Source organism: Streptomyces sp. NBC_00212 (assembly GCF_045206365.1).
Taxonomy (GTDB): Bacteria; Actinomycetota; Actinomycetes; order Streptomycetales; family Streptomycetaceae; genus Streptomyces.
The window spans coordinates 2,683,512-2,697,093 of record NZ_CP108115.1 but is presented as its reverse complement, the minus strand read 5'-3'; the positions used below and the strand labels follow the sequence as shown (position 1 = coordinate 2,697,093).

Below are 13,582 nucleotides of genomic sequence, written 5' to 3'. Positions count from 1 at the left end.
GTTCGCGTTGAGGCAGGCGGGGGCCGCGCGTTAAGGAAGCTCTCAGCGGGCTCTCAGAAACGGCACCTAGCGTGCCCGGCATGAACGCCACCCCCGCCACGACGAAGACCGACGCCGAGACCGAGCCCAAGACGGACGCCGAGGCCGAGACAGAGGCCACGTCCACCACCGGGGGAGCGACCGCCGAAACGGCCCCTGAGGCCACCGAAACCCCCGACGCCCAGGACTCAGAGAAGGCCGGGCTCGAAGACGGCCTCGACGAAGCGGACGATGCCGACGAGCTCGACGACGAGCCGGCCCCCCGGCCGGCCTTCGGCACGGGCGCCGCGGCCGTCGTCGCCAGTGCGCTCGGCGCGGTGTCGCTCAGCGGCACCTGGATGGGCAAGACGCTCTCCGAGCGAGCCACCCTGATCGGCCAGATCAAGACCTCCCAGACCGGCACCGCCGCCCAGCAGATCCAGGAGATCTACGGCAACTCCTGGCACACCACCGCCCTGGTCAACGGCGTCTTCGCGCTGCTCGCCCTGGTCGTCGGCGCCATCGTGCTCGCCCGGCCCGCCTTCGGGACGCCCGGTCGCGCCGAGCAGCCGGTGTGGGTCAAGGCCGTCGCCCTCGCCGGAGTCGTCCTCGGCGTGATCGGCCTGCTGATCTCCGCGGGCATGTACCTCGACCTGTTCGCGGCGCTGCCCAGCACCAAGGGCTGAGGTTTCGAAGGGCGCGCCTAAGGCACCCGCCACCCCGCCTTAGACGGATCGGGTCCGGCATCCGAGACGTCTAAGGCAGCACCTCCTTACAGATGCGGCAGTCGCCCGATGTGGGAGAGGCCCCTGGGAGACGAGAGTTGAGGCATCGCAAGGGACCGGAACAACACCGGAACCGAGCGGAGCAACCTCAACCGCGTCAACCCAGGAGTGCCGAGATGTTCGACTACGAGATGCACAAGGTCCACGAGGCCGAGCTGCTGCGCCGCGCCGACCAGGAGCGCCTGGTGGGCCTGGCCCGCCGGGCCGGGCGCCGCTTCGGCCGCCGCGATGGCGACAACGGGCCGGAGGGGCGGGTGAGTTCACCGCGGAACCGGTTCGTACGGGCCGCCTGAGCCCCCGGCCGCCCGCGATGACGACCACCCCGACCCGCCCCGCCACCACCGCCCGGACGCCGTCCCCGGCCGTGGCCCCGACCTCCTCCGGGGCCGCCTCCCCAGCCGGGGACGGACCGTCCGAGGCCGCGTTGTCAGACTCCTGTGCGATGCTCGGCAGCGTGGAGACCAGGTCAGTCAGCCCCGTGTTCGTCGGCCGCGCCGGCGAACTGGCGGTATTGAACGAAGCACTCGCCCGCGCCGCGGCCGGGGGAGAGCCGCAGGCGCTGCTCGTCGGCGGCGAGGCGGGCGTCGGCAAGAGCCGGCTCGTCGAGGAGTTCACCGACGCCGCCCGCGCGGCCGGCGCGGTGATCGCCATCGGCGGCTGCGTCGAGGTCGGCGCCGACGGGCTGCCCTTCGCCCCCTTCTCGGCCGCGCTGCGCGCCCTGCGCCGCCGGCTGCCCGACGAGCTCGCCGCCGCGGCCGACGGCCAGGAGGAAGAGCTGGCCCTGCTCCTGCCCGAGCTCGCCAGGACCGGCCGCCCCACCTCGCGCGAGGACGGCACCGCCCGCCTCTTCGAGCTCACCGTACGGATGCTGGAACGGATCGCCGCCGAGCGCACCGTCGTCCTGGTCCTCGAAGACCTGCACTGGGCGGACGCCTCCACCCGCCATCTGCTCGCCTACCTCTTCCGCACCCTGCGGCGTGGCCGGCTCGTCGTCGTCGCCACCTACCGCGCCGACGACATCCACCGCCGCCACCCACTGCGCCCGCTGCTCGCCGAGCTCGACCGGCTGCGCAGCGTGCGGCGCATCGAACTGCCCCGCTTCACCCGGGCCGAGGTCCACCGCCAGCTCACCGGCATCCTCGCCGCCGAACCCGAACAGCGCCTGGTGGACGAGGTGTTCGAGCGCTCCGACGGCAACGCCTTCTTCGTCGAGGAACTCGTCGTCGGCCGCGACCCCGACGGCACCTGCCCCGACCTCAGCGACTCGCTGCGCGACCTCCTGCTCGTCCGCGTCGAGGGCCTGCCCGAGGACGCCCAGCGGGTGGTGCGGATCGCCGCCGAGGGCGGCTCCACCGTCGAGTACCCGCTGCTCGCCGCGGTCGCCCGGCTCCCCGAGGACAAGCTCATCGAAGCCCTGCGCGCCGCCGTCGGCGCGAACATCCTGCTGCCCGCGTGGGACGGCGACGGCTACCGCTTCCGCCACTCCCTGGTCCGCGAGGCCGTCAGCGACGACCTGCTGCCCGGCGAGTGCTCGCGCCTCAACCGCCGCTACGCCGAAGCCCTGGAGGCCGACCCCTCGCTGGTGCGGCCCGACGAGCGGACCACCCGGCTCGCCACCTACTGGTACCACGCGCACGACGCCGCCAAGGCGCTGCCCGTGGTCCTTGACGCGGCGGTCGAAGCCCGCCGCCGGCACGCCTATGCGGAGCAACTGAAGCTCCTGTCAAGGGCGATGGAGCTCTGGGACGCCGTCCCCCAGGAGATACGCGCCGGGCTCCGGCCCCTGGACCACGCGGGCTCCTACCCGGCCTGCGGCTGCGCCCCCGAGACCCCGGCGTCGCTGCGCTACCTCGACCTGCTCGCCGAGTCCGTCGAGGCGGCCCGGCTGTGCGGCGAGCGCGAACGCGCCCTGAAGCTCGCCAAGAAGGCGCTGCGGCTCATCGAGGCCGAGAGCGACCAGCCCTCCGGAGGCGACCCGCTGCGCGCCGCCTGGTTCTGGATCCAGCTCTCCCGCCTGATGCAGAACCTGGGGCGCGGCGACGGCTGGGCCGAGATCGCCACCGCCCAGGAGCTGGTGCGCGGGCTCGCGCCGTCCGCCGTGCACGCCGAGGTCCTCGCCACCGCGGCCGGCTGGCGCATGCTGCACAAGCCCGGCGCCGAATCCCTGGCCGCGGCCGAACAGGCCGTGGAATACGCCCGGTTGGTGAAGACCGAGGAGATCGAGCTCAACGTCAAGCTCACCCTCGGCAGCCTCATGCTGGACTCCGGCTCGGTCGAGGGGGGCCTCGCCCTGATGCGTACGGTCATCGACCGCTCGCTGGAGCTGGGCCTGATCGGCGAGGCCACCCGCGGCCATGTGAACCTCTGCTCGGGCCTTGAGGCCGTCGGCCGCTCGGCGGACGCCGTGCGCCTGGCCGACGACGGGGTGCGCCTCGCCCAGAAGTACGGCCTCCTCGACAACGAGGCCTGGGTGCAGGCCAACCGTGCCGAGTCCCTGTTCAACCTCGGCCGCTGGGCGGAGGCCGCCGACTGCGTCGAGCGGGTCCAGCGGATCGCGGTGAGCACCAAACCGCTCGGCAACGCCCTCATGCGCCGCGCCGATCTCGCCCTGCTCCGGGGCGAGTTGGACGCCGCGACGGCCTCCCTCGCCGAGGCCCACGCGGCCTTCGGCAAGTACGACCCGATGGCCCAGCACGCCATCCCGCTCGCCCGGATCGCGCTCGGCATCGCGGCCACCCAGGGGCGCATCGACGAGGCCCGCGCCGAGCTGGCCCGCGCCGTCGAAACGGGCTTCCCGCCCGGCACCCAGCGCTATGCCTGGCCGCTGCTCGCCGCGGCCGCCTCCATGGAGGCCGACCTACGAGGCCTCCCGTCGGCCGGGCCCGGCCGGGCCGCCGGCCTCGACCTGATCCGTACCGCGGCCAAACGGCTGCCGACCGGCGTCCCCGCGTGCGAGGCGCTCGCCCTGGTCGTGGCCGCCGAGCTGGACCGCGCCGAGGGCCGCGACCGGGCCGCCGGTTGGGAAGCGGCCGCCCGCGCCCTGAGACCCGTCGAACGCCCCCACGACCTGGCCCTGGTCTGTCACCGCTGGGCCGCGGCCCTCCTCGCCGAGGGCGGCGACCGCGAGACCGTCGCCTCGCTGCTCCGCCAGGCCCACGCCGAATCCGTACGCCTGGGCGCCCGCCCCCTGCGCGAACAACTGGAGCTCCTGGCCCGCCGGGCCCGCCTCCCGCTGACCGCCCCGGACCCCGTGGAGGCCGATGCCCGGGCCGAGCCGGTGGAGGCGCTCGGCCTCACCAGCCGCGAACAGGACGTCCTGCGCCTGGTCGCGGCCGGTCACAGCAACCGCCAGATCGCCGAGGAGCTCTACATATCCCCGAAGACGGCGAGCGTGCACGTCTCCAACATCCTCGCCAAGCTGGGGGTTTCGGGCCGGGGCGAGGCGGCGGCCCTGGCCCACCGCCTCAACCTGTTCCCGGAGGCGATCAGCCCCGCCCCTTGATGCCGACGCGACGCCGAGCCTTTACGCAACGCCGAGCCTCGCGTGACGTCGACGCCTAGGTGACGTCCAACTCCAGGATGCGGTCGTCCTCCGGCTTCGGCTTGCCGCGCGAGTCGGTGTTGTTGGTGAGCAGCCAGAGCTTGCCGTCGCTCCCGGCCGGCAGGACGGTGCGCAGCCGACCGTACTGGCCGGTCAGGAAGGCCTCGGGGTCGGCGAGCGGCTTGGTGCCGTCCAGCGGGACGCGCCACAGCCGCTCGCCCTTCAGCGAGGCGATCCACACGGAGCCGGCCGCGAACGCGATCCCGCTGGGCGAGGCCTCCGACGTCTTCCACTGGGCGACGGGATCGACGTACCCCGGCTTGTTCCCCTTGCCCTCCACCACGGGCCAGCCGTAGTTCTTCCCGGGCTCGACGAGGTTGAGCTCGTCCCAGGTGTCCTGCCCGAACTCCGAGGCCCACAGCCGGTTCTCGCCGTCCCAGGCGAGGCCCTGCACATTGCGGTGCCCGTAGGAGTAGACGACGGAGTCCGCCTCCGGATTGCCGTACGCGGGCTGCCCGTCGGGCGTCATCCGCAGGATCTTCCCGCCGAGTGACTTCTTGTCCTGGGCGAGCCCCCGCTCGCCCGTCTCGCCGGTCCCCGCGTACAGCATCCGGTCGGGCCCGAACGCGATCCGCCCGCCGTTGTGGTTGTTGCCCTTGGGGATCCCGCGCAGGATGGTGTCCGGCGCCCCCAGCTGCTGGCCCTCCGGCCGCTGCGGGTCGTAGATCATCCGGGCGATGCGGTTGTCGGACTCGGTGGTGAAGTACGCGTAGACGAGATGGTCCGAGGCGTACGAGGGCGACAGGGCGAGCCCGAGCAGTCCCCCCTCGCCCTGGTGGGCGACGCCGGGCACGCTGCCCACGGCCGTCTTCTTGCCGGTCTGCGCGTCGACGAGCACGACCGAGCCGTCGTCACGGGAGCCGACGAGGAGCCCGCCCTCGGGGAGCGGTGCGATGCCCCAGGGCGACTTCAGATCCTCGGTGACGGTCCTGGCCACCTTCACCGAGCCCTTGGCGGGCGGGAGTTGGGCGTGCGGGGTCGCTGTCGAGGACGCTTGGGGGCCGGAGGGGGCGCCCTTGCCCTGCGGCCGCGCGTCCGTGGAGGAGCAGCCGGCCGCGAGCACGAGCGTGGCTGCGGCCAGGGCGGTGGCCACGGTGGTTCGTCGCACGGTGGTGGTTCCCTTCGACGGGGTCGATGCGCTGGGTTCATTCTGCGGGCAGCGACCCCGGCCGGGCGCTCCAACTCCCGCCGCGCGCAGGGTCCGCCGAGCCCGCGCTCAGTCCCGCGCCGGTGGCAGCGCAGCCAGTTCCGCCAGGTCCCGCGGGGTCAGGGCCAGGCCCGCCGCGAGGGCGTTCTCGCGCACCCACTCCTCGCGCTTGGCCCCCGGGACGGGTATCACCTGGTGCCCGAGGCGCAGCAGCCAGGCCAGCGCCACCTGGCCCGGGGTCGCCCCGTGCCGCGCGGCGACCCGGCGCAGGCCCGCCACCACGGGCTGGTTCGCCGCCATCATCTCCGCCGTGAAGCGGGGGTGGCGGGCCCGGATGTCGTCCGGCTCGAACCCCTGGCCCGGGGTGAGCGTGCCCGTCAGGAACCCGTTGCCCAGGGGCATTGCGGCGAGGAAGCCGACGCCCCGGGTCGTGCACCACGGCAGCAGCGTGTCCAGCGCCTCCCGCGACCAGAGGGACAGCTCTGCCTGCACGGCCGCGACCGGGAACACCTGCTGGACCCGGTCGAGCAGCCGCACCGTCTCCTCGTACCGGCCCACGTGCAGCCCGTGCACCCCGGCCACCGGCGCGGTCCGGCGCACCGCCCGCGCGCCCATGGCGCTGAGCCCCAGCGCCCGCACCTTCCCCGCCGTCACCAGCTCCGCCAGCGCCCCCCAGGTCTCCTCGACCGGGACCTCCGGGTCGGCGCGGTGCAGCAGATACAGATCGATGACGTCCGTCTGGAGGCGGCGCAGCGAGGCGTCACAGGCCCGGCGCACGTACCCGGGGCGGCCGTTGGCGACCACGTGCTGGTCGACGCCCACGAGCAGCCCGCACTTGGTGGCGACGAACGCCTCGTCCCGCCGCTCCTTGAGGACCCGCCCGAGCAGCAGCTCGTTGGTGAACGGGCCGTACATGTCGGCGGTGTCAAGGAGGTTCGAGCCGGTGTCGAGGGCCGCGTGAACGGCCCGCAGCGAGCGCTCCAGGTCCTGCTGCGAGCGGGAGTAGCCCCAGCTCATCGGCATGCAGCCGAGTCCGATCGCACCCGCCCGCAGGGCCCCCGCCCCGATTGTCCTGCGCTCCACCTGGCCGGATCCCTCCCTCGTCCCTCCCCAAACTAACCTCTGGCCACCGGGGCCCTTCGCATAGCCTCCTGACCATGACCGCAGACGTATGGATCCCCTTCGACCCGGCCGACGTCCCGGGCCTGCCCGCCTCCCTCGACTACCGGTTCTGGGACGGCGGCCCCGACTTTCCGGCCGACCCCGCCGACTGCGCCTTCTACGTGGTCCCGTACATGAAGCCGTCCGAGATCGCGGTCCGCCCGCTCGCCGCCATGACCGGCATCCGGGTCGTGCAGACGCTGACCGCCGGCATCGACCACGTACAACCCGGCCTCGGCCTGCTGCCGCCGGGCGTACGCCTGTGCAACGCGCGCGGTGTCCACGAGGCGTCCACGGCCGAGCTGACCCTCGCCCTCGTCCTCGCCTCGCTGCGCGGGATCCCCGGCTTCGTCCAGGGACAGGAGAGGCAGGAGTGGCGGTCCGGGTTCTATCCGGCGCTCGCCGACAAGTCCGTCCTGATCGTGGGCTACGGGTCGATCGGCGCCGCCATCGAGGACCGGCTCGCGCCCTTTGAGTGCGCGCGGGTGGCGCGCGTCGCGCGCTCATGGCGCACAACGGAGCGCGGTGAAGTGCACGCATTGACAGATCTGCCCGCGCTGCTCCCTGAAGCGGACGTCGTCATCGTCTCCACGCCGCTGACCGAGCGGACGAAGGGCCTGGTCGATGCCGAGTTCCTGGGCCGCCTGAAGGACGGGGCGCTCCTGGTGAACGTCGCGCGCGGGCCCGTGGTGGACACCAAGGCGCTGCTCGCCGAATTGGAGTCGGGGCGCATCCACGCGGCACTCGATGTCACCGACCCCGAACCGTTGCCCAAGGGACACCCGCTGTGGCACGCACCGAATGTCCTCATCAGCCCGCATGTGGGCGGTTCCAGTTCCGCGTTCCTGCCCCGTGCCAAGCGGCTGCTGGCCGCTCAGCTCACCCGCTTCGTGGCCCAAGAACCCCTCGCCAACGTCGTTCTGACGACGGATCAGTAACGCTCCGCAGCGATTCAGGTGCACCCGGTGCCCACACAACTCCGGACTGTCACTGAGCGTATAAGGGCTATGTCCCTGAGTGACGAGACTGGTGTATCGTCCCGACCGGGGGCCGACGCCGTGCGTCTACGGCGCGGGGAGCGATCACTGCGAGGGGGGCGACGGGCGATGCACGGCCAATGGACGAACGATCCGACGCGGTGGAGCCGCCTGCGGAAACCCCGCCGCGCGCATCGCGCGACAATGCACCGCGGTGGAGCGGCGAGGGTCGAGGCGACAACCGGCACAACGAGGAACGGCGCCCAGGAGCACGGCCGATGGGGCGGCGACACGGACACCCGGCCCCGGCCGGCCGGTACCCCGAGGCGGGCCCGCTGGCGAGGAGCAGTCCGGTGAGCGCCCCCGGAGCGGTTCTGACCCGGCCGCCCCTGAGCGGAGGCGGCGGGACCGGCATGGTCTCCCAACTGGCGCTCGCACTGATCTGTGCCGGATATGCCACCGGCGCATTCCTGGGCTGGGGTTCCGAGGAACTCGCCCTGATCATGGGCGACTTCGGCCTCTCCGGCGCGGCCCTGATCGCCGCGGTCTCCTGCTTCCGCTACGCGCGGAGCGGCGCGACCGAGGGCGAAAGCAGCTTTCGGCCGGCGTGGCTCCTCTTCTCGTTCTCCTCCGCCATGGCCGCCTGCGGCAACGGCGTCTGGGGCTGGTACGAGGTGGTGCTCCAGCGCGGCGTGCCCACCCCCTCGCCCGCCGACTTCTTCTTCCTCTGCTTCGCGCCGCCCGCCATCGTGGGCCTGCTCGTGCTCGCCAAACGCCCCGTCACCAAGGCGGGTTGGGTCTGCCTGGCACTGGACTCCTGGCTCATCGGCGGCTCCCTGCTCACCCTGTCCTGGAGCCTAGCGTTGGCGCGCACGGCCCACGAGGGCGAAGGTGAGGGCGTCGCCCACGCCACCCTCACGCTCGCCTACCCGCTGCTGGACATCGTGCTGGTCAGCATGGTGCTCGCGCTGCACTTCCGGCGCTCGTCGGCCAACCGGTCCGCCGTGAACACCGCGATCGCGGCGCTCGCCCTGACCGTGCTGTGCGACGCCCTGTTCACCTCGCCGCTGCTGCGCGAGCACTACCGCTCGGGCCAGCTCCTGGACGCCGGCTGGTTCGCCGGCTCCCTGCTGCTCGCGTACGCGCCCTGGGGCGCCCGCAGGACACCGGCCGCGCCGCCCCGGCCGCCGATGGCCGCCCCGCGCGACGCCCGCCCGGCGGCCGGCCGGGTGCGCTCGCACGCGCTGCCGGTGACGCGGCCGCTCGCCAGCTCGCTGGCCGCGCTCACGCCGTACCTCGCGGCCGCCGTGTGCACCCTGGGGATCCTCTACAACGTCATCGAAGGGCACCGGGTCGACCGGATGGTCGTCTTCACCGGCTGCACGGTCGTGCTGGCCCTGGTGGTCCGCCAGGGGATCATGCTGCTCGACAACATCGCGCTCACCCATGAACTGGCCCAGAAGGAGAACCACTTCCGCTCCCTGGTGCAGGGTTCGAGCGACGTCATCATGATCGCTGCCCCCACTGGAATGCTGCGGTACGTCAGCCCCGCCGCCGCCGGCGTCTACGGACGGGACGCGGAGGAACTGGTGGGCTCCGAACTGGCCTCGCTCATCCACCCCGAGGACCTCGGCCGGGTGGTGCACGAGGTGCGCCGGTTTCTGGCGGCGCCGCCCGCCGAGGAGCCCACGACGCGGATCGAATGCCGCTTCAAGTCGGGGACCGGCGAGTGGCTCAACGTGGAGTCGACGGTCAACCGCCACCAGGGCGGGCTCATTCTCAACAGCCGCGACGTGACCGAACGGGTGCGCCTCCAGGCGCAGTTGGAGCACAACGCCGAGCACGACCCGCTCACCGACCTGCCCAACCGCGCCCTGTTCACCAAGCGGGTGCGCAAGGCGCTCGGCGGGCGGCGCAGCTCCGACCCCGGCACCGCCGTGCTCTTCATCGACCTCGACGGCTTCAAGCAGGTCAACGACACCATCGGCCACCAGGCCGGCGACGAACTGCTCATCCAGGCCGCCCGCAGGCTCCAGGACTCGGTACGGGCCGGCGACACCGCGGCCCGGCTCGGCGGCGACGAGTTCGCCGCGCTGATCCTGGGCGACGGCACCCGCGACCGATCGGCCCGCGAGTACCACGTCAGGGAGATCGCCGACAGACTGCGCCTCACCCTGTCGCAGCCCTACCAGATCGACGGCAACGATGTCCGGGTCGCCGCGTCCATCGGCGTCGCCTTCGCCGAGCCGGGCGTCGGCGCGGGCGAGCTGCTGCGCAACGCCGACCTCGCGATGTACCGGGCCAAGAAGGGCGGCAAGAACCGGGTCGAGCTGTACGCCCCGCAGATGCAGGCCGAGGTCGTCCGCAAGTCGGAGCTCGCGGCCCGGCTGCGTACCGCGCTGAACGAGGGCGAATTCGCGGTCCTGCACCAGCCCGTCGTCGACCTCACCACCGGTGAGGTCTCCGCGGTCGCCGCCCAGGCCCGCTGGAGATCAGCCCAGGGCATCCTGTTCACCCCGGCCGAATTCCTCCGGGTGGCCGACGAGAGCGAGCGCGCCGCCGAGCTCGGCCGCTGGCTGCTCGAAGAGGCCGTGGAGCTCGCCGCCGAACGGATGAGGGCGGGCCACCACGCACCCGTCTCGGTACGCCTCTCGGCCCGCCGCCTCCTCGACAAGTCGATGCCGCTCGGCTCGGTGGAAGCCCTCCTGACCAGGAACGGGCTGCCCTCGGGCGCCCTGATCATCGAGCTCGCCGACAGCGACCCCAGGATCTCCTTCGACGAGCTGGAGCGGCGCCTGGTGGGCCTGCGCAGACTCGGCGTGCGGGTCGCGCTCGACGGCTTCGGCAGCGGCTACGCGGCCATCAACGCTCTGCGCCGGCTCCCCATCGACCTGCTGAAACTGGACAGAGGGCTGGTCGAGGGCGTCGTCGAATCGGCCCGCCTCCACAAGATCACCGCGGGGCTGCTCCGGATCGCCTGCGATCTCGGCATGCAGTCGGTGGCCGACGGGGTGGACGTGCCGGAGCAGGTCCTGGCGCTGCGCGCCATGGGGTGTACGCATGGGCAGGGCATGGCGTTCTCCGGTCCGCTCGACGAGTACCGGCTGCGGCGGGCCCTGGTACGCGGCGAATACCCGGTGCCCGGCGGGGCTGCGCTCCCCGTGCTCAGTGGCCGGAGCAGGCCCATGCTGAGCTCAAATAATGAGACGCCCGTCCCACCTACTTGACACCACCTGCGCGCCGGGGGGAGGGTCAATGCCATGCGCACCCGAATTCTCGTACTTGGAAAGCGCGTCGGCTGAAGCGGAGCCCCAAGCAGGCTCCGCAGACCGCACCCGACGCGCTCCCCTCGCTTGCCTCACGGCACGAGGGGTTTTTTGTTGCACTGGCACCCCTCAAGCACTACCGCGATCTCGACTAAACCACCGCAAAAACCCTCAGCTTCGAGAAGAGAATGCCGATGACCGAGCAGGCCACCGGGGCCCACCATCCGCAGCCGCGGCCCCGTAACGGCGGACACCAGTCCGCGACCGTTGAGCACGTCACGGGCGCGAAGTCCCTCATCCGTTCTCTTGAGGAAGTCGGGGCGGAGGTGGTGTTCGGGATTCCGGGCGGTGCCATCCTCCCGGCGTACGACCCGATGATGGATTCCACCCGGGTCCGTCACGTCCTGGTCCGTCACGAGCAGGGCGCGGGGCATGCGGCCACCGGGTACGCCCAGGCCACCGGCAAGGTCGGCGTGTGTATGGCGACGTCGGGGCCGGGTGCCACGAACCTGGTCACGCCGATCGCGGACGCGCACATGGATTCGGTGCCGCTGGTCGCGATCACCGGGCAGGTCTCGTCGAAGGCGATCGGCACGGACGCCTTCCAGGAGGCGGACATCGTCGGCATCACCATGCCGATCACCAAGCACAACTTCCTGGTGACGAAGGCCGAGGACATCCCGCGCACGATCGCGGAGGCGTTCCACATCGCCTCGACCGGCCGTCCGGGCCCGGTCCTGGTCGACATCGCCAAGGACGCGCTGCAGGCGCAGACCACGTTCACGTGGCCACCGGGGACCGACCTGCCGGGCTACCGGCCGGTCACCAAGCCGCACGCGAAGCAGATCCGCGAGGCCGCCAAGCTGATCGTGGCGGCCAAGCGCCCGGTCCTGTACGTCGGCGGCGGCGTCCTGAAGGCCGGCGCGACCGCCGAGCTGAAGGTCCTCGCGGAGCTCACCGGAGCGCCCGTCACCACCACCCTGATGGCGCTCGGCGCCTTCCCCGACAGCCACCCGCTGCACGTGGGAATGCCCGGCATGCACGGTGCGGTCACCGCCGTCACCGCACTGCAGAAGTCGGACCTGCTCATCGCGCTCGGCACCCGCTTCGACGACCGCGTCACCGGCAAGCTGGACAGCTTCGCGCCGTTCGCCAAGGTCATCCACGCGGACATCGACCCGGCCGAGATCGGCAAGAACCGCGAGGTCGACGTCCCGATCGTGGGCGATGCCCGCGAGGTCATCGCCGACCTGGTCCAGGCCGTCCAGGCCGAGTACTCCGAGGGCCACAAGGGCGACTACACGGCCTGGTGGAAGGACCTCAACCGCTGGCGCGAGACCTACCCCCTTGGCTATGACGAGCCGAACGACGGCACGCTGTCCCCGCAGCGCGTGATCCAGCGCATCGGCGAGCTCGCGGACGCGGACACCATCTACGCGGCCGGTGTCGGCCAGCACCAGATGTGGGCCGCCCACTTCGTGAACTACGAACTGCCCGCGACGTGGCTGAACTCGGGCGGTGCCGGAACGATGGGCTACGCGGTCCCGGCCGCCATGGGCGCCAAGGCCGGCCGGCCGGACCGGATGGTCTGGGCGATCGACGGTGACGGCTGTTTCCAGATGACCAATCAGGAACTGACCACCTGCGCGCTGAACAACATCCCGATCAAGGTCGCCATCATCAACAACGGCGCCCTCGGCATGGTCCGCCAGTGGCAGACCCTGTTCTACAACCAGCGCTACTCCAACACGGTGCTGCACTCCGGCCCGGAGGACGGCATCGCCGAGCAGGGCAAGCCGAGCGGCGGCACCCGGGTCCCGGACTTCGTCAAGCTGTCCGAGGCGATGGGGTGTTACGCGATCCGCTGCGAGCGCCCCGAGGACCTGGACAAGGCGATCGAGGAGGCGAACTCGGTCAACGACCGCCCGGTCGTGATCGACTTCATCGTCCACGAGGACGCCCAGGTGTGGCCGATGGTCGCCGCCGGGACCTCCAACGACGAGGTCATGGCCGCCCGCGGAGTCCGCCCCGACTTCGGCGACAACGAAGACGACTGAGAGCTGTAGGAAGAGGTAAGAGGCTCATGTCCACCAAGCACACGCTCTCGGTCCTGGTCGAGAACACCCCCGGCATCCTCGCCCGGATCGCCGCCCTGTTCTCCCGCCGCGGCTTCAACATCGACTCGCTCGCGGTCGGTGTCACCGAACACCCCGACATCTCCCGCATCACCATCGTGGTCAATGTCGAGGACCTGCCCCTGGAGCAGGTGACCAAGCAGCTCAACAAGCTCGTCAACGTCCTGAAGATCGTCGAACTCGAGCCCGGCGCTGCGATCCAGCGCGAGCTCGTCCTGGTGAAGGTGCGTGCCGACAACGAAACGCGCTCCCAGATCGTCGAGATCGTCCAGCTGTTCCGCGCCAAGACCGTCGACGTCTCCCCGGAGGCCGTGACCATCGAGGCGACCGGCGGCGCGGACAAGCTGGAGGCGATGCTGAAGATGCTGGAGCAGTTCGGCATCAAGGAGCTCGTCCAGTCCGGCACGATCGCCATAGGGCGCGGGGCCCGGTCCATCACGGACCGCTCGCTGCGCGCCCTGGACCGCAGCGCCTGAGACCCGCCGATACGGG

9 protein-coding genes are annotated in these 13,582 nt (G+C 71.9%); 7 read left to right on the top strand and 2 right to left on the bottom strand.

Going from position 1 to position 13,582, the window contains the following annotated elements; genetic code table 11:
* Positions 1-80 precede the first annotated feature (80 nt).
* The 3 genes from OHA17_RS12125 to OHA17_RS12115 all read left to right on the top strand — a co-directional run bounded on the left by OHA17_RS12125 (position 81) and on the right by OHA17_RS12115 (position 4,305).
* Complete coding sequence (locus OHA17_RS12125; RefSeq protein WP_406506518.1) at positions 81-704, top strand: hypothetical protein; 624 nt, start codon at positions 81-83, stop codon at positions 702-704.
* A 215-nt stretch (positions 705-919) separates the two neighbouring features.
* A complete protein-coding gene (locus OHA17_RS12120) occupies positions 920-1,096 on the top strand; it encodes a hypothetical protein (protein ID WP_199826887.1) in 177 nt (58 codons plus the stop codon).
* Between the two features lie 149 nt (positions 1,097-1,245).
* Positions 1,246-4,305 carry an AAA family ATPase gene (locus tag OHA17_RS12115; RefSeq protein ID WP_406510693.1) on the top strand — a complete coding sequence of 1,020 codons (3,060 nt, stop codon included), beginning with the start codon at positions 1,246-1,248 and terminating at the stop codon, positions 4,303-4,305.
* A 55-nt stretch (positions 4,306-4,360) separates the two neighbouring features.
* On the opposite strand, the gene OHA17_RS12110 is transcribed toward OHA17_RS12115, so the two are convergent.
* Together OHA17_RS12110 and OHA17_RS12105 are read right to left on the bottom strand one after the other, a co-directional pair.
* Positions 4,361-5,512 (bottom strand): PQQ-dependent sugar dehydrogenase, encoded by a 1,152-nt coding sequence (locus OHA17_RS12110; protein ID WP_406506516.1) that lies wholly within the window; start codon positions 5,510-5,512, stop codon positions 4,361-4,363.
* 108 nt (positions 5,513-5,620) lie between these two features.
* Positions 5,621-6,634 carry an aldo/keto reductase gene (locus OHA17_RS12105; RefSeq protein WP_406506514.1) on the bottom strand — a complete coding sequence of 338 codons (1,014 nt, stop codon included), beginning with the start codon at positions 6,632-6,634 and terminating at the stop codon, positions 5,621-5,623.
* Positions 6,635-6,708: 74 nt separating this feature from the next.
* Between OHA17_RS12105 and OHA17_RS12100 the strand changes: the two genes are divergently transcribed.
* The 4 genes from OHA17_RS12100 to ilvN all read left to right on the top strand — a co-directional run bounded on the left by OHA17_RS12100 (position 6,709) and on the right by ilvN (position 13,566).
* A complete protein-coding gene (locus tag OHA17_RS12100) occupies positions 6,709-7,650 on the top strand; it encodes a 2-hydroxyacid dehydrogenase (protein WP_406506512.1) in 942 nt (313 codons plus the stop codon).
* Between the two features lie 392 nt (positions 7,651-8,042).
* Positions 8,043-10,916, top strand: a complete 2,874-nt coding sequence (locus OHA17_RS12095) for a putative bifunctional diguanylate cyclase/phosphodiesterase (protein ID WP_406506510.1) — start codon at positions 8,043-8,045, stop codon at positions 10,914-10,916.
* 227 nt (positions 10,917-11,143) lie between these two features.
* Positions 11,144-13,012: an acetolactate synthase large subunit gene (locus OHA17_RS12090; RefSeq protein WP_406506508.1), complete on the top strand. Its 1,869-nt coding sequence runs from the start codon at positions 11,144-11,146 to the stop codon at positions 13,010-13,012.
* 26 nt (positions 13,013-13,038) lie between these two features.
* Positions 13,039-13,566, top strand: coding sequence for an acetolactate synthase small subunit (gene ilvN / locus OHA17_RS12085; RefSeq protein ID WP_053726090.1), 528 nt, complete (start codon positions 13,039-13,041; stop codon positions 13,564-13,566).
* Positions 13,567-13,582 lie beyond the last annotated feature (16 nt).